The following is a 22134-nucleotide window of genomic DNA, read 5'->3' as shown; positions in this document are numbered from 1 at the left end:
AGTTTTGGCTTAAACCGCTTAGATCTAGCGTTAGACTGGCAGCAAAGAGCGGACTTTTGCTTTGCCATTCTTTAAAAAGAGTCTCACTGACATCACGCACCGATTTGTTCATAAACACACGGCTGTTGCGGCGCTTATGCCACAGCGATGTTGCATCTTCTAAAGTGAGTTTATATAGCGTGAGTGAACCGTCACTCTGCCCTTGGGTGGCTTCGGTAATAATACCCGTGGTGCGGAAGAGTTCGCCCTGATCGGTCACTTGATCAACCGCGACCTGTGCGCCAATAAATTGTTTTAGTGGAATAAGGGCATTGGTAGATAGGCAAATCAAAGTCGCTTGCAGGCCTTGGTTTAAGACATGCTCCCCATCAATACGTTGAATAAAAAGTTCTTCATTCAACGCAGGGTTGGAAAATTGCACATGAATAGCGCGTTTTTGGGCGGATAGACCCAATTGTTCTAATACAGCAAATATTTTGCCTAACATAATAAAAATTCTAAATTGTAATCATGGAAATAATTTTGCTGCTAGTTTAGTCAAATTCATCAATAAACTTAATGCTTAAAACCATAGAAGATGTTTCGATATGTAAATCCACGATTCAAAAATTCACTTAAAAATAAAAAGCTGAGAACCCACTCACTAAATACTTATTGCATATAAAATATTCACAAAATGGTTTTAGACCATGCACTTGCATCCAACAAGCAACGTCATTCACACAAGTGTAAAAATAGTTTTATCATCTAATTTACATCGAGCTTAATGATCAAATTTTTAATATTATCTTTAAAAATAGTAGATTAATTTAAACTTAAGCTAGATTAAAAAACACACAACCCTTTCTTTCCTGTCTTGTAATTCACCTAAGATCCCCTATAATTCAAAAAAAACAGACAAGTCTGTCTATTTTGCTGCAAAAACCGAATGAATTTAACATTCAGAGGGTAAAAATATAAATGAGAGAAAACGTATAAAACGTTCGAAAATCAAATCATTGACTTAAGCTAACAAAGTGAATGATTTGAACACACAGTTGTCAGCAAAGCGCGATTACCCCAAATAATCGCGCTTTTTATTTTCTTAGAATCTTAAGTTATGTGAAAAAAATTGATTGTTAATCAATACAAATATGTCGTCTCTAGATTTAAAACCCAGATGCCTACAAGCAAATTTTAAGCGGCCAATTCCAAACGAATTAAGGTTTCAACTCGCTTCCAATAATCTGCTAAATGCACTTGGTTGGGGTCAATTTGGGCTTGAATGGTCATGCCATCCAAAATACTACTCAGAAATGCAGCAAGTTGTTCAGTTTGCTGAATGCCCAGATTTTGTAAGGCAGTACTTAGTTTTGATTTGAGCCAGTCTTTATAGTCGATCGCAGGTTGCAATGAAGACGGATAAACTTTAGATATTTCTTCTACTGCTTTTTGAAACATACAACCATTGAAATCGGCGGTATGAAACCAAGCATCGTACCAAGCAAAAATGGTTTTAATATGCGAAAGATGGTCTTCTGGATCACATTCTGCAATAGCAGCTTCAAGTGATTCCTGTAAATTAAGATTTCGAATCACGAGACATTCTTCAATTAATTTGGCTTTAGAGGGGAAATATTTATAAAACGTCATTTTAGCAACGCCCGATTCCCCAATAATTCGATCTATACCAATCGAGTTATAGCTATAAGAATTGAAGAGTTGGAGCGCAACGTTAATGATGTCTTGCTTTTTCGACATTTAATTTACCTGATGCACCAATGGGGCCTAAACATAAAGCTTTTAAGGTAGAAAACCTAATTTTTAAACATGATTTTCGCGCGCTATTGTAAAGCATAACTTAATTGGAGTCTTTAGATAAAACCTCAGCATCCCATTTAATACAGTCTGATTTCAGAAGATTTATCGAATTAGCAGTCAGGAAAAATTAGTATAAAACTGACTGCTATTTTAATATCAACTAGCGACTTAACGACTCTTCATCTGCGTTAAAAACCTTGCTTAAATGAATGCTATTAACGGTGAAATTAAGAGGAATAATTTAAGAGCAAGGGGTACTCAGAATGTCTTTTTGCTTACGCTCTTGTAATGCTTTTCGAATCACCTGATAACCGCCCGTTAAACCTAAAATTGCCATGATTGCGGCCACAATCAAATCTGGCCATAGACTGCCTGCACCAAATACCCCAACAGCCGCCAAGATCACCGCGACGTTACCAATCGCATCATTACGGCTACATAGCCAAACGGATTGCATATTGGAGTCACCTTCACGGAAGGCATATAAGACGTATGCACAGATGACATTAGCGGCTAAAGCCAAGATACCAATCACCCCCATGGTGATCGGTTCAGGTGCGATCCCATTTGCATAGGCATAGAGCACTTTGGCAATGACCACGATCCCAAACGCTGCCATGACAAAACCTTTAACCAAGGCAACTGTTGCACGCCAATATAAACTGGCGCCTAGCACGGCTAATGAAACTCCATAATTAACAGCATCACCAAAGAAATCTAACGAGTCCGCCCAAAGCGCAGAAGAATGTGCATAAGCCCCGCCAATCAGTTCCACCAAAAACATCATGGCGTTAATGATTAAGGCGATCCAAAGCGCGATACGAAATTTACTGTTGGGTTTGCTTGGTGCTGGCTCATGACTACATGTACATGCCATAAATGTGCTCCAATTTAAAAATCAATGGATTTGTATTATTCTTATTCAAAACTATGGACTCACTCCAAGGTCAAGCATGAACGTACAAAAACATTATTTGATTAAAGAATTGTCCACCAAATCTGGGGTAAGCGTTGACAGTATTCGCTTTTATGAAAAGAAAAAACTGCTGAAACCTAGCTTCCGCGCAGACAACAATTATCGCTATTATGATGAAGAAATGTACAAACGTTTGGTTTTTATTAAGCGCTGTCGAAACCTCGATATTTCTCTCACCGAGATTCAAACCCTGCTTGAACTTGAGCAATCACCTACACAAAGCTGTCATGCCGTGAATGAATTAATTGACAATCACATTCTTCAAGTTTCTGAAAAAATTAAAGAATTAGAAAATTTTAAAATACAGTTAAGTGAGCTCCGTGCCAGTTGTAATGAAACCAGCCAAATCTATGATTGCCAAATTTTAAAACATCTGGAAAACGGAATATCTTGAAAACCCAACTAAAATACTTGGTTGAAACCTTTTTTTAGATCACTACAATAAAGCCATAAATTTTTTATGCCTTTATTGACATGACGATTCAACACGTAACCGAACTTCTCTCACCTGCTGGCTCATTGAAAAACATGCGCTACGCATTTGCTTATGGCGCAGATGCCGTGTATGCAGGTCAGCCGCGATATAGCTTACGTGTGCGCAATAATGCTTTCGACCATGACAATTTAAAAATTGGCATTGAAGAAGCCCATGCTTTAGGTAAAAAGTTTTATGTGGTGGTAAACATCCAACCGCATAACTCAAAACTGAAAAATTTCATCCGTGACCTTGAACCTGTGGTTGCCATGAATCCTGATGCACTGATCATGTCTGACCCTGGTCTGATCATGATGGTGCGTGAACATTTTCCAGAAGTATCCATTCATTTGTCTGTACAAGCCAATGCGGTGAACTGGGCAACGGTTAAATTTTGGAAAAATATGGGACTGACACGTGTCATTCTGTCACGTGAATTATCAATCGAAGAAATTGAAGAAATTAAACACAATGTACCTGATATGGAAATTGAAGTTTTCGTACATGGTGCATTATGTATGGCTTACTCCGGTCGTTGCTTACTTTCTGGCTACATGAATAAACGTGATGCAAACCAAGGTGCATGTACCAATGCATGCCGTTGGGATTATAAAATTCACGATGCAGTTGAAGATGAAACTGGTGATGTTATTCCAGTCACACAAATTAAAGAATCATCATGCTGCAATAATAAAAATGCCGATGAGCAACACGCCCTAGAACAACACCAATTCGGCGAGCCGGTTTTATTACAACGCAATGAAGAAGACATGTTTGCTGCCGAAGAAGATGAACATGGCACTTATTTCATGAACTCGAAAGACTTGCGTGCTGTACAGCATGTTGACCGTTTAACCAAAATGGGCATTCATTCTTTAAAAATTGAAGGCCGTACCAAGTCTTACTTCTACTGTGCGCGTACCGCTCAAATTTATCGTAAAGCCATCGATGATGCCCTTGCTGGCAAACCGTTTGACCCTGCTCTCATGTCTCAGCTTGAAGGCCTTGCGAATCGTGGTTATACCGAAGGTTTTCTACGCCGCCATGTTCATAGTGAATATCAAAACTATGAAACCGGTTCTTCACGTTTTGATCATCAACAGTTTGTAGGTGAAGTTTTAGAACGCAATGGCGACTCTCTTAAAATCGAAGTGAAAAACCGTTTTGTTGTGGGTGATTCTTTAGAACTGATGACCACTTCAGGCAACATCACCTTCGTTTTAACTGAAATGAAAGATAAAAAAGGTAATCTAATTGACGATGCCAAAGGTTCAGGTCATATCGTGGATATTCCGGTTCCTGCCGATGTCGATATGCGCTACGCCTTACTGATTCGTAATTTACCCAATTCGACCGTAGATATTTCGGCTTCGTCTTTAGCGTATCAGGCTTGAGTTCGCTTTATGGCTTTGTTGATTACAGATAAATGCATCAATTGTGACATGTGTCTACCTGAATGTCCCAATGATGCCATTTATGAAGGCTCAAAGATTTATGAAATTGATGTCGCACGTTGTACTGAATGTGTCGGTTTCTATGAGCACCAAACTTGCGTTTCAGTTTGTCCGATTGAGTGCATTATTCCGCATCCGGAGCATATCGAAAGCCAAACTGATTTATTGGAGAAGTTTAAGGGTTTGAATTTATTTAAATCTTAAATGCATGGTGTGATTGGCGTAAGACTTGCTTAATCCACTTTATATAGAGAAACAACCTTGGGGAAAGTATAAAAATAAGGTTGTAAAACAAAAATAGCTGGGCAACGAATAGGGTTCAAAATGTGTGGGGACATTTTTGAATCCTAATTTTGCAGACAAAAAAAAGGAACTCCGGTGTTAGCATCCAAAGTTCCTGTAAAACGAGAATATTAAGAAAAATAATATTCTAATGACAACATTCAGCGCGGCCAGCGTGTTTCTCGAAACACACTGGCCTTTCTTTTATTGACCCGAACGGATGATGTAATCAAAAGCAGACAATGATGCTTTCGCGCCTTCACCTGTCGCAATGATGATTTGTTTGTAAGGTACTGTTGTACAGTCACCGGCAGCAAATACACCTTTTACATTGGTTTCGTTGCGCTCGTTAATTACGATCTCACCACGGTTTGAAAGTTCAACCGCTGTTTCTTTTAAGAAATCAGTATTTGGTAACAAACCGATTTGTACGAAGATACCTGCCAATTCAATCGTTTTGATTTCATCTGTTGCACGGTCTTTATAGTTTAGTGCAGTCACTTGTGAACCATCACCAACCACTTCTGTAGACAATGCATTCATGATCACAGTGGTATTCGGCAAGCTGTTTAACTTGTCTTGAAGGACTTGGTCAGCACGAAGCTTAGTATCAAACTCAACTAGCGTTACATGTTCCACAATACCTGCAAGGTCAATCGCCGCTTCGACACCTGAGTTACCACCACCGATCACCGCAACACGTTTACCTTTGAACAATGGACCGTCACAGTGTGGGCAGTATGCAACACCACGAGTACGGTATTCTTGTTCACCCGGAACGTTCATTTCTCTCCAACGTGCACCTGTTGAAAGAATCACTGCTTTAGATTCAAGTTTTGCACCATTCTCTAAAGTCACTTCAATCAAGCCATTGGCTGTTTCATCTGCACCTTTGATGTCAGATACACGTTGCAAGTTCATGATGTCCACACCGTACTCACGTACATGTGCTTCCATTTCAGCAGCAAACTTAGGACCTTGTGTCTTTTGAATCGACGTGAAGTTTTCAATGTCCATGGTATCCATGACCTGACCGCCCATGCGTTCAGCTACGATACCGGTTTTGATACCTTTACGTGCTGCATAGATTGCAGAAGTATTACCTGCAGGGCCACCCCCAATCACAAGGACATCAAATGCTTCTTTGGCATTTAGCTTTTCAGCATCTTTTGCAGCAGAGTTGGTGTCTAATTTAGCAATGATTTCTTCCAAAGTCATACGACCTTGACCGATGTGGTTGCCGTCTTGAAAGACCATCGGTACAGCCATGATTTTGCGTTCTTCAACTTCGTCTTGGAAGAATGCACCATCAATCATGGTTGCAGTTGTACCAGGGTTGTAGATCGCAATCAGGTTCAAGGCTTGAACCACGTCAGGACAGTTATGGCAGCTTAAAGATACGAACACATCAAAGTCAGTTTTAAGACCGAGACCTTTGATGGTGTTCAGTACTTCGTCAGAGACTTTCGGTGCATAGCCAGAGGTTTGTAACAATGCCAAGATCAAAGAAGTGAACTCGTGGCCCATTGGTAGACCTGCGAAGAATACACGTGGTGTTTCACCTGCTTTTGCAATACCAAAGCTTGGCGCACGGCTGTTGTTACCGTCAAAACGTGCAGTCACTAAATCAGATAAAGCAGCAACTTCAGTCACCAATTCTTTAATTTTGTCTGATTTGTCCGTGCCGTTTAAAGTCGCGACGATTTCAATCGGGCCTTCAAGGCGTTCAAGTAAGGTTTTTAATTGAGCAGAAGTATTTTGATCTAACATTGCTAACGTCTCCAGAGGAGTAAATTTATTTGATGAGAGAATGATAGAACAAACCATTAAATAGGTGAAACGGTTTGTTTTTATAAAATTAATCGGTTTTACAAATCAATTGATTAAATTTCTTTCTAAATCATAAATATATGGGAATATATTAACATTAAAATAATTTATTTCGTACACATATATCGTGATAAATCCCTCATTTTTTTCTTTTTTATTGAAATTAAACCAAGCCAATGCAAGACATACGCACGACCTGATCAATTACAAAACCCTTATAAAGCTTTAAGTTTAATTTCAGCAAGTCGGCTTTAAATCAAATGAAATATCAGATGATTTGACTGCTTATAAGTTCTATCAATAAAGCCGCAATCAATCCCTTGTATCAATCAGCCATCGATCTACATGTATAAAATCAATAATGAGCAGAATAATGAAAATTGAATTTGTCTTTGATATTGTTTATCCCATGAGTTATGTCGCATTTCAAAAGTTAAAACAAAACTGGAATGAACATACAGCAACCCGTGTAGAGCTATTACCGATTCAACGCGTTCCAGAAATTCCTGAACAAGGCTTAGATGTGCTGCAGTATTTAACCGATAAGTATGGTGCGAGTGCAGCAAAGCGAAAACTCGAAATGACGAAGTTCGCCGCTTATAGCGAAGATGTGATTGTCAATATTGAGCACATGAAACGTATGCCAAACAGTCAACTGGCTCATCAAGCTATTTTGGCCTTGGACAATATTCTGGATCAATATGCCCTGACTCAAGCCTTATTCCATGCATTATTTGCACACGGTCAAAATATTGCTGATATTCACGTTTTAAAAAGCATTATTGAAGGCATTGGTTTAGATGGCTCAAAAGTACTGCGCTCAATTCAACATAAAGATATTGCAGACCGTCAGCATGAAATTACACAGTATGTAAAATCAAAGGGACAGCACCCCATTCCTTTTTACCTTGTGGATGGCGAAGTAAATGATCAGACTTTTTCTACACAGGAACTTCGACAACTTTTTCATCGCGCAAGTTAATCTACCTAAGATCAAAAATCCCCATACAATTTGATGGGGATTTTTATTCTGAGCAATGCAATGATCTAAAAAGAAAATAGGCCTGTTAATGAAGTCCCTGCTCAATTCGATTAATCCGTGATTTGAAATGCTGAGATAGTAGATACAAAATTAAGCTCAAAACCAGCGTGAGTACCATCACGGCGATCAACACCCAACGTACAACAACTTCTACTACATTGGCTTGCTGAACTTGTTTTTCCACGCTTTGCGCCATCGGTGTCATGGTTTTATCAAATAGCTGATTTTGCATCGCCCAGAGCTGTTCAGGCTGAAAACCGTATTCACGGAATTTTGCTGGATTTTGTTGCTCGGTATTGATTAAGGATTGTACCAAAGGAATTGCTGTCGCACGATCTACAGGCTTATGCATCAAAGCAGCTTGTGCAAGTAAATAGGCTTGCACAGGTTTTGCCAATTGTGCATCTTCAATTTCGAAAGCCAGCTGGCTTTCCTGAATATTTTTTTCATAATGTACCAATTTTTGATCTGCTGCACGGTCATCATGATTAAGGTCATATTGCACATAAGTTAAGCCTGACCAAAGCACAATAAACGATAAAATCCAGCCGACAAATTTCAATACAAAAGATTGGAATCGAATTCTAAAAAATTGAAATTTTTTTAGAAAACCAACCAAGAAAAATGCGCCAATAAATGAAACGATGAGTTTGAGAAATAACCAACCAATAAAGGATAAAAAGTTTAAAAAATAGTCGGAAGACTCACCGAGTTGATATGTCAAATCACCTGCACTAACGGGAATATGCAGTTGCTGTACGCTAGAACTTAGGCCAAAAAAGCTATAAACCATATCATGCTGAATAAACAACATCACAGCCGAAACGATCAGCACAGAAACACTGGTTAAGGTCAATAACGTTAAATTACGTTGACGCTTCTTAATGGTTTGAAGCCCTGTTTCCAGTTGCTGCGGATTTAGCGCATATTCATCAATGGGAGGCAAAGACATACTCCTTCAGATTATATTTTCACCTCCCTCACCGTTTATGAAGAAGGGTTTGAACCACTCGATTCAATCACTAAATGATTCAAATTGTTTTGTAAGGCACGAATACGTGTCGTCGCTTCTTCACGCTTTTGTACACCTTCTTTCTGAATTTGAATCACATCATTAACGGTTTTAATGAGGGTATTTTGCACATGTTCAAGTGTTTCGATATCAATCACTGAACGCTGATTGGCTTTCGCTGTATCGACAGAGTTTTGATGCAACAAATCTGCATTGCGTTTTAATAGGTCATTGGTCGCATCATCAATGCTATTTGCCAATTGCACGCTGTTCTTTTGTTCTTGCAATGAAATCGCTAAGCTAATTTGGTTTTTCCATGCAGGTAATGTGATGTTTTTAATTGCATAAAACTTATCGACCAACATCAAATTGTTGGATTGAATAATGCGAATCATCGGCAAGGTCTGCATTGCAGACTGTTGCAAGATCTGTAAATCACTCACACGTTTTTCAAGATTATTTGCCAAATGATTGAGGTCATAGATTTTTTGCGTAGTGGTTTGATCTTGAACTTGAGTGGTTAAGCTTGCAATTTCCTGTTGAATTTCTTGCTCTTTCAACTTACCTGCGGCGATATACACCCCTAATTGTTTATATTCGTCTTGCACGCCTTCAAACATTTTATCTAAGGTATTTACACGCGTTTTTAAGCCATTTTGCGAAGTTTCAATTTCTTTAACCAACGCATCAATTTGCTCTTTGGTGGTATTAAAGTGCTGATCAAAACTTTGCTTGGCACCTTTAAATTTACTCAGTAAACCACCAAAAAATCCTGAGCTTTTAGATTTATTTAAAATGCTCGTGGTATTCAATTGCTGTGCGACTTGTACCACCTGATTGAGCTTTTGACCTGTCGCATCTAGATCTTTATTTTGCACCAAATTTAATAATTCATCGGTATAGGTCGACGTCTTGGTGGCAATGTTTTTACCGTATTCGGCAACACTATTATGACTTAAATCTGCCAATTCCTTACGTGCAGCTTCGACTTCGTGAAAATCGGAAGTTTGTAAGCCAATTTCCTGCAAATTGAGTTGCTGAAATTTTTCTTCAGTCAATTCTTTGCTTACTTCAACGGGTAAATTTTTGGCATCTAAATCGGTCATAACTCACCTTATATTTCTAAGACTTAGAGGAATTCTCTAATGATTTTTTTAAAGTTTTAATCAAATTTTCACGGCTATTATCAAGCTTTTCCAATGAACTTGTCGAGTTACTTTGACGACTTTGTTTCACATGATATTGCCATGCTGGAATCAACACCTGCTGAGCTTCCTTATATCGATCTAATAATTCAAAAGAAAGCTGCTGAGAAAGCTGCATTTGCGTAATCGCAATATCATTACTGGCTTGTAAGGTTTGCAACGTATTCACCTTTTTCGATAAACGTTCTGCAAAGTTGTCAAGCGGATGCTGATTTTTCACAAACTGTGGGTATTCCACCAAGAACTCTTCAGCCGCGACGATATAGCGCGCCATTTGCTCACGTAAGCCTTGTAGTTGATTAAAACGTGCTTGGGACTTTTGAATTTCTAACTGTAGTTTTTGGCTCAGATGATTTGCCCGATCAAGCAATTGATCCAGATTTTTATAATATTCAATTTGTCCTGAACCATACTCCAAATCAATGCCTAACCATTTTTGCAGGGCATTAAATTTGCGTGTTTTTAAATATTTTTTTGAATTGGCTAAGGCTTGAATCAACTGCTCAATGGTTTGACTAAGTTGTTTCGTCAACTGAGGGTCAACACCATCTAGCAGCACCGACTGTGCTTGAATTAATTGATCTGCATAATGATTTAGACGATATTGATCGGTCAGTAATGGCACAAGGTCATTCCGCTTAATCGAAAGCACTTCAGCCCGATCTACCGTAATATCCTTTAACGGCACCAATACATCAATTTGTGACATAGCCAATTAAACTCAATAAAATCATTTTTATACTACAAGTTTTGCCATAAAAGTCTTGTAGTATTTTGCAAAAAATACATCTATTTCATCAGTCAAATTTCGCCATCAAATTCAACCGTTGCCTATAGATCCGCCAAAGCAGCCATACAGCATCATTTGAATGGATATGATGACCTACACAGATGAATTCAAGCTTAAGATACCCAAAGATTCAATCTAGATTTAAATTAAACAACTGACTCTACATGAATTATTATCAAAATTATCGTAAAATTTAATCCATATACTTTAGAACCAAATATTAGATCAATAATTTTAGAGGCTTAAATGGAACGTTTTTTCCATAATACAATGTATGCAGCACGTTGGATTCTGGCTCCCGTGTACTTTGGTTTATCCTTTGCACTGCTACTGCTCGCGATTAAATTTTTCCAAGAAGTCATTCATGTCCTTCCGCATATTTTAGAATATTCAGAAGCTGACCTGATTTTAGTCATCCTCTCTTTGGTCGATATGACTATGGTGGGCGGACTGATTGTGATGGTGATGTTTTCAGGCTATGAAAACTTTGTTTCGCAATTAAAAATTAATGAATCGACCAATCGCTTGAACTGGCTCGGCACCATGGATGCCAATTCATTAAAACTCAAAGTTGCAGCATCAATCGTGGCAATTTCTTCGATTCATTTATTGCGTATTTTTATGGATGCGAAAAACATCCCCAATGACAAAATCATGTGGTACATCATCATGCATTTAACCTTTGTTTTTTCTGCTTTTATGATGGGTTACTTGGATAAAATCAGTAAGCACTAATCTATGTAAGATCAATGAAGCCATTTGCGATTATGGCTTCTCGTCAAATTTTAAATCCAGTTATTCATCAAGTTCACTCATTCGCCTTAAACGATCAAGATCCAAGATCACGATTTGTCCATAATTCCACGCGATCACTTGTGTTTGGACAAATTGCTGCAGATGTTTATTCAACGTTTGGCGTGAAATATTAAAAGACTCTGCAAATTCCTGCTGACTGAGTTTCAGGGGAATTTCCTGCCGACATCCATATTGCTCATAGAGTCGAATCAAATGTCTAGCAATACGCTGCTCTAGCGTTGCTGTTCTCAAATAACGATTATGCTCAAACATCAAATACATGCGTCGACTGAGAGATTGCACGACATTCCAAAGCGCCTGCGAATCATGCTGTAAAACCGCTAAAAACATTGTTCCAGAAATGATTGCCACCTCGACGTGTGTCGCAGCAAAATAATCATAATTCAACGGCTTTTGTTGTAAGACTGCGACAAAATTAAATACCGACTGACGACGAATATAGTCATTTACAATCAATTCACCATTATTTTGCAACCAACCAATTTGTAGCGTACCTGAAAGCAAAATATAAATATCTTGCACGATTTGTTGTTGTTTTAAGATGTGCTGCTGCGCATGAAACCGTGAATATTTCACCTGTTGCACAAGCTGTTCTAAAGTCCGATCGCTAAAGCCCTGAAAGATGTCTTCATTACGCAAAATTTGCAACAAATGCTGTTGGGCTGTGTTCTTTTGATCGCTCACGTCTATAAAAAAATGCCTAAGATCTCATTGATCTTAGGCAAGTGCTGAAAAATGTAAAACCATTGTTTTTCGCATTATTTATCTATTTTTGTGCTGTTTTAATGACGCTCTCATACTTAAGATGCTTTCTCATAAATACGGCCAGCTTCAGAACGCAAGTTTGAAATGTCCGTGTTTTGAATGTTTTTCAATACAGTACTCGGCTGACCATTTACATCGACAGGCACATCGCCCTCGATAGTGACACGTGAGGCGATACGAAGCGCGTCCCCATAGTCATTGATGGCACGGTGCTGCGTCGCACGATTGTCCCAAATCGCAACATCACCTACCGCCCAGCGCCAACGCACAACATTTTCCCATTGCACGATTTGCTCTTGAAACAGTTCAAATAAACGACGTGACTGTGCCGGACTATATCCACTGAAGCGTTTAAAGAAGTGCCCCAAAACCAAACTTTTTTCACCTGTTTCAGGATGTACACGCACCAAAGGATGCTCTGTTTCTACTTCTACCGCTGTACGGAATAAGTGGCGACCTTCTTCATTGTACTGACCTTTCGGTGTTGCATAGTCATAACTGTTGCTATGCACCGCGCGTAATTGTTCCGCCAACTTTTGCAGCTCAGGACTTAAATCTTCATAAGCGGTCACGGTATTGGCCCAAACTGTATCGCCACCATGTTCAGGTGCAACTACATTTCTTAAAATTGTGGCTTTAGGATAATTGGGCAAAAACGTAATATCGGTATGCCACGAATCTGCGCGCCCACCACGTGAGTCAATTGACAACGTATGTGCTGTACCATCTTTGAGTGGCACACTTGGGTGATTCAACGGATTTCCTAAAAGTCGTGCAAAGGCTTCTTGTTCTAAATCGGTGAGATCTTGCTGCCCACGCACAAATACAACTTTATATTTTAATAGTGCATGATTAAATTCATCGACCACGCTTTTGTCTAAACTTCCAGACAACTGAATGCCATTAATTTCGGCACCAATACGACCAGTTACAGGTTTTACTTCAATATGCTGATATTGATAGTCTGGATTGTAATGATTCGATTCTAATTGTGTCATAGGGCTCTACCTTATTCTTCAAATTATTAAGCAACGATGGTGTTGTTGAAATAAAGTGTGCCGACTTCGTGCCCATGACTCTGTCAATTATTTGACAGTTTTCCCAAGTTAAACTGCTATAGTTGTAATGAAATCTGCTTAACAACATTTGCACATTTCATATCTAAAAATGCAATAAAGAAAAAATAAAAAAGCCATCGGTATCGATGGCTTTGTGTGCGGATTATATCTGTATATCACAGCGGAATTATAGATAATTCCCTTCACGCTCAGGTTGATAGAGCACTTTAATGATTTTGACTTTCATGGTATGACCATCAGGCTGCGGCCATTCTATTTCCTGCCCTTCAGCCAAACCTAAAATGGCAGCGCCCACTGGAGCCAAAACATTGACTTGACCTTTATCGCCACGAAAATCATGTGGATAGACCAGTGTAATTTCGGTTGCTTCTGTCGCAGGTGCAATGTTAATGAGAACTTTGGCATTCATACTCACCACATTGGCAGGGACATCTTGTGGAGCAACCACTTCAGCGCGCGCCATCTCATCTTCCAAATGCTCCATCGTCGGCGTCAGCTTAGACTGATGCTCCAACATGGTTTCTAAACGATGTAAATCTTGTTCTGAAAGAATAATATTGGGTTTTTTCATATAAAGTTCCTTTGCGACCTTGCCAACAGATCTATAGCGATGGGCAAATTTTTTGTTATCTCTTATTCCGTTATAACAGAAATATAAATGTTTAGATAACTTTTGAATTTTTCTGATGACATAAAAAAAGCCCCCTTGAGGGGGCTTTCTCAAGTCAGACTTATTTTGCGTAAACTGGAAATTTAGCGCAAACAGCAGCAACTTTTTCTTTCACTGCAGCAATCACAGCTTCGTCACCTTTGCTATCTAGAACGTCAGCGATCCAGCCTGCAAGGTCACGTACTTCAGCTTCGCCAAAACCACGTGTTGTTACAGCAGGAGTACCGATACGGATACCCGAAGTCACGAATGGAGAACGTGGGTCGTTTGGTACTGAGTTTTTGTTCACAGTAATGTGAGCAGCACCTAACCAAGCATCGGCATCTTTACCAGTAATGTCTTGTTTAATTAAAGATAATAAGAACAAATGGTTCTTAGTACCGCCAGAAACAACATCATAACCACGTTCGATTAGAACTTCAGCCATTGCTTGCGCATTCTTAACAACTTGTTGTTGGTAAGCTTTATATTCAGGCGCCATTGCTTCTTTGAAGCAGATCGCTTTAGCCGCTACAGCGTGAACTAAAGGACCACCTTGGTTACCTGGGAATACAGCTGATTGTAATTTTTTCTCGATTTCTTCGTTTGCTTTCGCAAGGATTAAACCAGAACGTGGACCACGAAGTGTTTTATGTGTAGTCGTTGTAGTTACGTCAGCAATTTGTACTGGGCTTGGGTAAACACCAGCAGCAACAAGACCAGCTACGTGAGCCATATCTACGAATAAGTAAGCACCAACTTTGTCCGCGATATCTCGGAAACGTTGCCAATCAACAACTTGGCTATACGCAGAGAAACCAGCCACGATCATTTTTGGCTTGTGTTCTTCAGCTAAACGTTCAACTTCTTCATAGTCGATTTCGCCAGTTTCTGGGTTCAAACCGTATTGAATTGCGTTGTAAGTTTTACCAGAGAAGCTAACTTTAGCACCGTGAGTCAAGTGACCACCGTGAGCCAAGCTCATACCTAAAACTGTATCGCCTGGGTTAAGTAGCGCAAGGTAAACTGCAGAGTTTGCTTGTGAACCAGCGTGTGGTTGAACGTTTGCATAATCTGCACCAAACAATTCTTTAGCACGGTCAATGGCCAATTGTTCGATCACGTCTACATACTCGCAACCGCCGTAGTAGCGTTTACCAGGGTAGCCTTCTGCATATTTGTTAGTAAGTTTTGAACCTTGAGCTTCCATTACTGCAGGTGAACAGTAGTTTTCTGAAGCGATTAACTCAATGTGCGCTTCTTGGCGAGCATCTTCATTCGAGATCGCTTGAGCTAATTCAGGGTCAAATTGAGCAATAGAGGTGTTGGCAAACATTAGCGAGGTCCTATTAAATTAGGGCTTTTAAGCCGTGCTAAGATTGGCGCGTATTGTAGCATGAAGTTTTAGAAATGAGAGAGGGAAGTTTGTGCTGTTTTTAAATAAATAATGCCCATGTTGAATCTGCACGAGCATTATTTAAGTCAAATCAACTTATTGATTTGGCATGAGAGTCTCTACATCTTGCACAAAATTTGCCAGATTATCGGTATAAATACTAATATGATCTGCTGTCTCTTGCTCACGATAGTCAATCGATGTTCCCGGCTTAGCAAGGCTAATCATAAATTTAGTCGCATCTGCTGGAATGGTCTGATCGGCTTTACCTTGATAAATGATGATCGGCGTTTTCACCGCTGTCGTTAAAGGCTGTGAACCTTCACTCATAAATTTTTGGATTGGCTTTAAAGTTAAGAAATCAGACTGCGTGCGTCCATAGTTATCCAAAGTCGTGTTCTGACTCACATAACTGAGCATGTCATCTTGAATTAGCGTAGTTAACTCGCCTGAACACACTGTTTCAGCCTGAGGTGCAATCGCAGCCAAATGTCCACTAAATACTTTTGAATAATCCACACTGTCTTTATGCCCTTGCATACCTGCAATAATCTGCGCAGTAAAACTGTCTAAAGGTGCATAAATCATACTTTGCACGGTTGCAGGTTTACCTACAGCTAACTTCTCGCCTGCGTCAAGAATGAGCGCAAGATTATTTGCAGGTGCTATGGCAATCGTTCCCTTATAATTTAAGTCAGCACGCGATGCGAATTCAGCTGCACCTAATACGGCTTGACCACCTTGAGAATGTCCGATCGAAAGCCAATCCTTCGACACCGTTTTACCTTGACTGGTTAAGTAACTTCGAGCAGCGACAACGGCATCGGTAATCGAAAAGGCTTCACTTTTTAGATTCAGATAAGGATGGTTTTCACGTCCACTAGGTTCCCCTAATCCTTCATAATCGGGTGCCACAACGACATAACCCTTTGCCAATAACATTTGCAATAAATATTCAGTGCCTTGCAAACCTTGTCGGCTCGGAGCGCATTTATCAGCCACACCGGTCGTTCCATGTGCCCAAGCCACAACTTTCCAACCACCTGCGGGAGCAACCGTTTTTGGGGTAAAGACTAAGGCTGTTGCTTGAACAACTTTGCCATCCACGCCCAGCATCTTATAGGTCATCAATCGGCTGTCTGCACTCACAGCAGGCATATTGTCTTGACTATAGGCGGTTGTAGTTACCACCGGATTTTTGATCTGATTGAGATCAGCGTTTGTTTCAGGATTACTAAATTGTTGGTCATTACTATCATTACCGCAGGCTGCTAAAAATAGCGCACTACTGACTAAAACCGTTAAACGCAGCATTTTCATTCCATGATCCTTTTGTTTGTTGTTTTAAAGTCAATTTTTCATTGAATATGAATCATTAAATACATGGAACAAACTTTTGTTCAAGCCTAATTTTTAAGCAATTACTCTTATTTTAATTTATTGAAATAATCTTGAATTAACACTTTGTTTTAACTTGCTATTAATCAACATCATCCAAATACATCTGCCACCCCGATCTCAAAAAATGGATAAACTTATATTTCTGATTATTGGATACAGATTGGCTATTTTTTTCTAGGTTAAAGCAAAATGCAAAACTAATAATACGGCTGAATCAGCCATTGCCTGCTACACAGACATATACACAAAACTAAAACCGAAAAGCCACCATGCTAGAGGTCGTGATCATGTGCCTTGTACTATTTTTGAATATCGTGATAGACAAACGCCTTTAAAATGAGTCGATTTAGAAGCTGCTTTAGCTTTATCCCGCTATAAAGGTTTTATTTCGGCAGATGCGATAAAAGCAGATTATTTAAACATTACGCTGCCATCTTCATAATATTCCTACAAATAATCACAGCATGGGTTTGTCAGTGTGGATGTGATCATGTACATTCATAAACATTATTCAACATGCTGGAACTGGACATGCAAGCCATCATTCTCGACACAGAAACCCATACACTAAATGGACAACCCATCGAGATTGCCTATGCTCCAATTCAGGTGGCAGATGCCAAAATTACCCTAGATAAATCTAAAATCTTTGATCAACTATATCGTTGTGATGAAGCGATTTCTTTTGCAGCAATGGCTGTACATCATATTTTAGAATCAGATCTTGAAGGTCAGCCCCACTACAGCAGTTTTAAACTTCCAACTGAGACGACATATATCATTGGGCATAATATTGACTATGATATTCGCGCGCTTGAAAAATGCGGTGTAGATGGTTCAAAAATCAAAGCCATTTGTACCCTTGCCCTTGCTCGTCGAGTTTGGCCTGATGCAGAAGCGCATAATATTTCTGCCTTGATTTATATGATCACCAAAGGCAGTGAAAAAGCCCGTGAAATGATCCGTAAAGCTCACCGCGCAGATATGGATATTATTTTAACTGCCAATATTTTGATGCATATCGTCCATCACTTAAAAATCAACAGCATCGAAGAATTATTTGAGGCTTCGGAAGATGCTCGCATTCCACGCAGTATTAATTTTGGTAAACACCGTGGTACCGCAATTGCAGAATTACCTGCGGACTATGTGCAATGGCTATTACGTCAAGATGACTTAGACCCATATTTACGCAAAGCTTTAGAAAACTCTGCTGTCATTACTCTATAAATCATTGATTGTTTAATATTTTCTTAATATTACTGTCATTATCACTGCATAGGATTGCCTTAATTCTTTTGAGCTATGGAATTAAGGCATGTTCAACTATCAAAAAACTGAGCTGGGTTTTCAAACTTTAAAAGACCGACAGCTCGTATTAAATGCAAGACAACGTCGTCTGCTACTCTTAATTGGTAGTGATGACTTTAACCAAATGCCAGTGCATTATCAGCAGCGGATTGCTGAAGCGACATTGCTCGAGCAACTGATGGATCTTGGGCTGATTCAGCCAATTACAGCACATGATCATCAACGCCTTCAAAACTCCGATTTTTCTGCTTTTAATACACCTAAAATAGCGTCAACAAAGACATCCGATCGCATAGCGCAAGAAAATGTCACACTTGATAAAATTTCAATGCCAACGATGGAAGTTCCTCATACTCATTCACAGCACGAAATAACTGCCCCCCTGCCAATGGATGCAATTGGCTTTATACCCCATCAATTTAATCAAGCCATACCTGAAAACATAACATCAAACAACCCTGTATTAGCAGAACAAATCATTGATTTCATCGAGCACGATTTTGATGAGTTACAGAATTTTATGTGCAGTTACTTACAGCGTTATTGTGGGCTGATGGCAAAAAAATTAATGCTTAATATTCAACAGGCCACGGACATTGCAGAATTAAAAGCCTGTCAGATGCAATGGATAACCTGTCTAAATGAATCCAATATTCAACCTAAACTCTTACAACATGCATTACAGCAAATTAATTACAGTATAAAAAATCTGCAACAACTGGTTTGACTTAGAGACTTTTCCTCACTTCTCATTCAAAAAACAACTTAATGAGGTGAGTTATTCTTCACACAAATCAATATAAAGAATTGAATTTTATTAACTTTATCGATTCACTTATTTCTTTTATGGTTTTAACTGCTGTTTTATACGACCTTCCCCTAATGTCAATCAACAGTAAAAAATCGCAAGAATAAAACCGATCTCCTAGCGTTTGAGCATGTCAATGTCACAACAGTTTTGTTTAGAATTTGATCCTTTCGATAATCCTATGCAACTCAGCAAAATTGGCAATTGGGTGTTTACATTCTTAACCTCACCAGACGAATTGCCCGATGTTCAATTGGCCATTACCTATGTCATGCCACGAAAAATTAGTGACGAATTACAACCTCGACGTGTGGTCATTCAAAATACAGCCATTGAAACAATTTGGCGTATAGAACGAATTGAATGCTTCAACAGCCAAACGAACCAAGAACTCACCTTTACAGCAGCGGAACCTCAAGCTCAATTGGTTTTAAACAGTATCATTGAAGAATTTGCCCGTTACGATGTCCCATTGGTATTCAAGCCGCTTTAATTTAAAGCGAATTCCAACTTATTTTTCATAAAGATTTAAGCTGTCTCAATGATTTAACCAAAGTCACCTAGATAGACATTAAATGAAAAATAATCCATACAGATTAATATTGCTCAATTCATATACACTATTCCTGCTCAATAATTTTTGACCATGGATAATAAAAATGAATTTAGCCAATTATTCTAATGATCAGGCACTCATCCTTTTCAACCTATACAGCAGCCTTGAACAATGTCTAGATGCGATTGGACATCTGCACCTTGGACCAAAACTAGTGCTGACCGACCATGATGTATCGAAAGATCATATGATCGTGCAACGTTTTCAAGCTGGAGTTTTAACTCAAGAAATTCAAGTGCGTAAACAAGATGTTGAACTGTCTTCTAGCAATCCGATGACGCGATATCAGTTACTCTCTTATATTTTGAATCAATTTAAAGTAGATCAAACAACTTAAATTTTTAACTCTAAAATAAAAAAACTCACCATAAGGTGAGTTTTTCATTCATTCAATTTAAGCTTCTAAAAGCTTGTAAATACTGTCAGATTTTTGACTTTCAAAAAGTAGTTCGATACTGGGTAGGATGATTTCACCAGCAATAATGATATGTTCAATGCGATGAAACAGCCCTCTTGAATCTTCTTCTGAAGGATTACGCACCAAAGCTTGTGCTTCATAAACCTGACTAAATTGGTCCTTTACCTTTATGTCAATCATCTGTGTCATGGTAACGTCTCTACTTGTTTTAATAATTGCATTTTTTATATCACACCTTTACACATTAACTTGCTTTGTAAATGTTAGATTTCATGGCAATGTAAACTTATTTTACTTTAGTAATTATATATCAACAACATAGGTTGACTATTTAATTATTGTTTGACAAAAGCACTATATTCTCAAATGTAAAAAGGCATTAAAAAGCCCGCATCGCTGCGGGCTCTATGTTGGAAGGCTAGTGCTGATTTATTGTCTGCAATATCTTAAGACTAAAATATTACGAAACTCAACGAGCTGTCATTGATCCGTCCAACTTATTGGTAGCGTCGTTTTATGACCTACCGTGATTTAAATATAGCACTTTCAATTCTCTTGCCAAGCCTTGCTAACACTTCAAAACAATTGATCAAATAAAATACAATTGAATATCTCATCTTATAAGAAAATAATATGTTCTCAATTGGACGCCTTAACTGATATTTATGCAACCATTTGTTTTTTAAAATACAAATCATTTTAAAAAATGCTAAATGTTTAGCCTGGGAATATTCCTCGCTCTTTACGCGCTTTCAAGATACGTTCACATGCCAAAATATAAGCTGCTGTACGTAAGGTACAGCTATTCTCTATAGCACATGACCATACATCTTCCACCGCTTGAATCATCAATTTATCTAAACGGTCATTAATTTCGGCTTCACTCCAGAAATAGCTCGCCATATCTTGTACCCATTCGAAGTAACTGACTGTCACACCGCCTGCATTACAAATTACATCTGGCACAATCGTAATTTGACGTTCAGTTAAGATATCATCCGCTTCAGGATAGGTCGGTCCGTTTGCTCCTTCCAAAATCATTTTGGCTGTTAAACGCTGGGCACGTTCTACTGTAATCTGACCTTCTAACGCTGCAGGAATGATAATGTCCGTCTCAATATCCCAAAATGCTTCATTGTCAATTTTGTCTGCACCGCTAAAGCCTGCAACGCCTTGGGTTTCCTGCACATAAGTGTGTAGAGCATTTAAATCTAGTCCACTTGCGTTATAAATCGTTCCGGTATGATCTTGAATACAAACAATTTTCGCATTCGATAAATAAAATAAATTGGCTGCTTCACTACCGACATTACCAAAACCTTGAATGCTCACTTTGGCATTTTCGATATTCAAACCGATTTTTTCTGCTGCCTGACAGCCTGTAATATACACACCGCGACCTGTAGCCTTTACACGGCCTAAAGATCCACCTAAATGTACAGGCTTACCTGTAACCACGCCAGTAACTGTATAACCTTGACCCGATGAATAGGTATCCATCATCCAGCCCATAACATTTGGATTTGTACCTACATCTGGTGCAGGAATATCCTTTTGCGGCCCAATAATATGTGCAATTTCACTGGTATAACGACGAGTTAAACGCTCTAGCTCACGTGCTGATAGTTTACGCGGATCGACGCGCACCCCCCCCTTTGCACCACCAAAAGGTAAATTTAACACCGCAGTTTTAATGGTCATCCACGCTGAGAGCGCCATCACTTCGTTTAATTCAACTTCTGGATGAAAACGGATACCGCCCTTGCCCGGTCCACGTGAAAGGTTATGCTGTACACGATAGCCTTCAAAGTGCTGAATAGATCCATCATCCATAATAATCGGCACATCGACAATTAAGGCACGTTTGGGGCGTTTTAACGTATCAACATAATCGGCCAGATCTTCACTTAAATAAGGCGCCACGCGGTCTACCTGAGCCAAAAAAGTTTGCCATGCACCGTTGCCGCCATTAGCGTAAGAGAGATTAGACATTATTGTTCCTGTATTTT

The 22134-nt window shown here is 39.1% G+C and carries 23 protein-coding genes; 9 read left to right on the top strand and 14 right to left on the bottom strand.

Annotation, left to right across the window (positions count from 1 at the left end; all coding sequences use genetic code 11):
* The 3 genes from FTV50_RS08900 to FTV50_RS08890 form a co-directional block, all read right to left on the bottom strand.
* The coding region (locus FTV50_RS08900; RefSeq protein ID WP_373683682.1) for a phage late control D family protein at positions 1 to 490 on the bottom strand (490 nt) is incomplete at its 3' end.
* 686 nt (positions 491 to 1176) lie between these two features.
* A complete protein-coding gene (locus FTV50_RS08895) occupies positions 1177 to 1740 on the bottom strand; it encodes a TetR/AcrR family transcriptional regulator (RefSeq protein ID WP_168379321.1) in 564 nt (187 codons plus the stop codon).
* 301 nt (positions 1741 to 2041) lie between these two features.
* Entirely contained in the window at positions 2042 to 2677 is a 636-nt protein-coding gene (locus tag FTV50_RS08890; RefSeq protein WP_180024198.1) for a cation transporter, read from the bottom strand.
* Positions 2678 to 2753: 76 nt separating this feature from the next.
* Here FTV50_RS08890 and FTV50_RS08885 point away from each other — a divergent pair, with 76 nt between their 5' ends.
* The 3 genes from FTV50_RS08885 (at position 2754) to FTV50_RS08875 (ending at position 4909) form a co-directional block, all read left to right on the top strand.
* Positions 2754 to 3170, top strand: a complete 417-nt coding sequence (locus tag FTV50_RS08885) for a Cd(II)/Pb(II)-responsive transcriptional regulator (RefSeq protein ID WP_180024197.1) — start codon at positions 2754 to 2756, stop codon at positions 3168 to 3170.
* A gap of 80 nt (positions 3171 to 3250) precedes the next feature.
* The gene (gene yegQ / locus FTV50_RS08880) at positions 3251 to 4645 is read left to right on the top strand and encodes a tRNA 5-hydroxyuridine modification protein YegQ (protein WP_180024196.1); all 1395 of its coding nucleotides are present in this window, start codon (positions 3251 to 3253) and stop codon (positions 4643 to 4645) included.
* Between the two features lie 9 nt (positions 4646 to 4654).
* Entirely contained in the window at positions 4655 to 4909 is a 255-nt protein-coding gene (locus FTV50_RS08875; RefSeq protein ID WP_078194533.1) for a YfhL family 4Fe-4S dicluster ferredoxin, read from the top strand.
* Between the two features lie 282 nt (positions 4910 to 5191).
* On the opposite strand, the gene ahpF is transcribed toward FTV50_RS08875, so the two are convergent.
* Complete coding sequence (ahpF, locus tag FTV50_RS08870) at positions 5192 to 6757, bottom strand: alkyl hydroperoxide reductase subunit F (RefSeq protein ID WP_180024195.1); 1566 nt, start codon at positions 6755 to 6757, stop codon at positions 5192 to 5194.
* A gap of 433 nt (positions 6758 to 7190) precedes the next feature.
* Here ahpF and FTV50_RS08865 point away from each other — a divergent pair, with 433 nt between their 5' ends.
* Complete coding sequence (locus FTV50_RS08865) at positions 7191 to 7799, top strand: DsbA family protein (RefSeq protein ID WP_180024194.1); 609 nt, start codon at positions 7191 to 7193, stop codon at positions 7797 to 7799.
* A gap of 85 nt (positions 7800 to 7884) precedes the next feature.
* On the opposite strand, the gene FTV50_RS08860 is transcribed toward FTV50_RS08865, so the two are convergent.
* The 3 genes from FTV50_RS08860 to FTV50_RS08850 are packed head-to-tail and all read right to left on the bottom strand — an operon-like array spanning position 7885 to position 10785.
* On the bottom strand, positions 7885 to 8805 hold the full coding sequence (locus tag FTV50_RS08860) for a hypothetical protein (protein WP_180024212.1): 921 nt from the start codon (positions 8803 to 8805) through the stop codon (positions 7885 to 7887).
* Positions 8806 to 8846: 41 nt separating this feature from the next.
* A complete protein-coding gene (locus tag FTV50_RS08855; protein ID WP_180024193.1) occupies positions 8847 to 9977 on the bottom strand; it encodes a toxic anion resistance protein in 1131 nt (376 codons plus the stop codon).
* 16 nt (positions 9978 to 9993) lie between these two features.
* A complete protein-coding gene (locus FTV50_RS08850; protein ID WP_180024192.1) occupies positions 9994 to 10785 on the bottom strand; it encodes a tellurium resistance protein in 792 nt (263 codons plus the stop codon).
* 327 nt (positions 10786 to 11112) lie between these two features.
* Here FTV50_RS08850 and FTV50_RS08845 point away from each other — a divergent pair, with 327 nt between their 5' ends.
* Complete coding sequence (locus tag FTV50_RS08845) at positions 11113 to 11601, top strand: TIGR00645 family protein (protein WP_078189122.1); 489 nt, start codon at positions 11113 to 11115, stop codon at positions 11599 to 11601.
* Positions 11602 to 11661: 60 nt separating this feature from the next.
* Here FTV50_RS08845 and FTV50_RS08840 read toward each other — a convergent pair whose 3' ends face one another.
* The 5 genes from FTV50_RS08840 to FTV50_RS08820 form a co-directional block, all read right to left on the bottom strand.
* Positions 11662 to 12366 carry a Crp/Fnr family transcriptional regulator gene (locus FTV50_RS08840; protein ID WP_180024191.1) on the bottom strand — a complete coding sequence of 235 codons (705 nt, stop codon included), beginning with the start codon at positions 12364 to 12366 and terminating at the stop codon, positions 11662 to 11664.
* Positions 12367 to 12482: 116 nt separating this feature from the next.
* Positions 12483 to 13445: a TauD/TfdA family dioxygenase gene (locus FTV50_RS08835; protein WP_180024190.1), complete on the bottom strand. Its 963-nt coding sequence runs from the start codon at positions 13443 to 13445 to the stop codon at positions 12483 to 12485.
* Between the two features lie 247 nt (positions 13446 to 13692).
* Positions 13693 to 14097 carry a nucleoside diphosphate kinase regulator gene (gene rnk, locus FTV50_RS08830; protein WP_078192900.1) on the bottom strand — a complete coding sequence of 135 codons (405 nt, stop codon included), beginning with the start codon at positions 14095 to 14097 and terminating at the stop codon, positions 13693 to 13695.
* 160 nt (positions 14098 to 14257) lie between these two features.
* Entirely contained in the window at positions 14258 to 15511 is a 1254-nt protein-coding gene (gene glyA, locus FTV50_RS08825) for a serine hydroxymethyltransferase (protein ID WP_111885761.1), read from the bottom strand.
* Positions 15512 to 15667: 156 nt separating this feature from the next.
* Positions 15668 to 16891 carry an alpha/beta fold hydrolase gene (locus FTV50_RS08820; RefSeq protein WP_180024189.1) on the bottom strand — a complete coding sequence of 408 codons (1224 nt, stop codon included), beginning with the start codon at positions 16889 to 16891 and terminating at the stop codon, positions 15668 to 15670.
* Positions 16892 to 17503: 612 nt separating this feature from the next.
* On the opposite strand from FTV50_RS08820, the gene FTV50_RS08815 reads away from it, so the two are divergent.
* The 4 genes from FTV50_RS08815 to FTV50_RS08800 all read left to right on the top strand — a co-directional run bounded on the left by FTV50_RS08815 (position 17504) and on the right by FTV50_RS08800 (position 20044).
* Positions 17504 to 18202: a 3'-5' exonuclease gene (locus FTV50_RS08815; RefSeq protein WP_180024188.1), complete on the top strand. Its 699-nt coding sequence runs from the start codon at positions 17504 to 17506 to the stop codon at positions 18200 to 18202.
* 88 nt (positions 18203 to 18290) lie between these two features.
* The gene (locus tag FTV50_RS08810; protein ID WP_180024187.1) at positions 18291 to 19010 is read left to right on the top strand and encodes a hypothetical protein; all 720 of its coding nucleotides are present in this window, start codon (positions 18291 to 18293) and stop codon (positions 19008 to 19010) included.
* Between the two features lie 217 nt (positions 19011 to 19227).
* Positions 19228 to 19584, top strand: a complete 357-nt coding sequence (locus FTV50_RS08805; RefSeq protein ID WP_180024186.1) for a hypothetical protein — start codon at positions 19228 to 19230, stop codon at positions 19582 to 19584.
* Positions 19585 to 19750: 166 nt separating this feature from the next.
* Positions 19751 to 20044 carry a hypothetical protein gene (locus FTV50_RS08800; protein WP_078192906.1) on the top strand — a complete coding sequence of 98 codons (294 nt, stop codon included), beginning with the start codon at positions 19751 to 19753 and terminating at the stop codon, positions 20042 to 20044.
* A gap of 57 nt (positions 20045 to 20101) precedes the next feature.
* Here FTV50_RS08800 and FTV50_RS08795 read toward each other — a convergent pair whose 3' ends face one another.
* Entirely contained in the window at positions 20102 to 20314 is a 213-nt protein-coding gene (locus FTV50_RS08795) for a hypothetical protein (protein WP_111885766.1), read from the bottom strand.
* A gap of 528 nt (positions 20315 to 20842) precedes the next feature.
* Positions 20843 to 22117, bottom strand: a complete 1275-nt coding sequence (locus FTV50_RS08790) for a Glu/Leu/Phe/Val dehydrogenase (RefSeq protein WP_180024185.1) — start codon at positions 22115 to 22117, stop codon at positions 20843 to 20845.
* Between the last annotated feature and the right edge of the window lie 17 nt (positions 22118 to 22134).

The organism is Acinetobacter sp. YH1901134 (assembly GCF_013416965.1).
Classification (GTDB): domain Bacteria; phylum Pseudomonadota; class Gammaproteobacteria; order Pseudomonadales; family Moraxellaceae; genus Acinetobacter; species Acinetobacter amyesii.
Note: the sequence above shows the minus strand (reverse complement) of the source record. Positions and strands in the feature narration are given on the sequence as shown.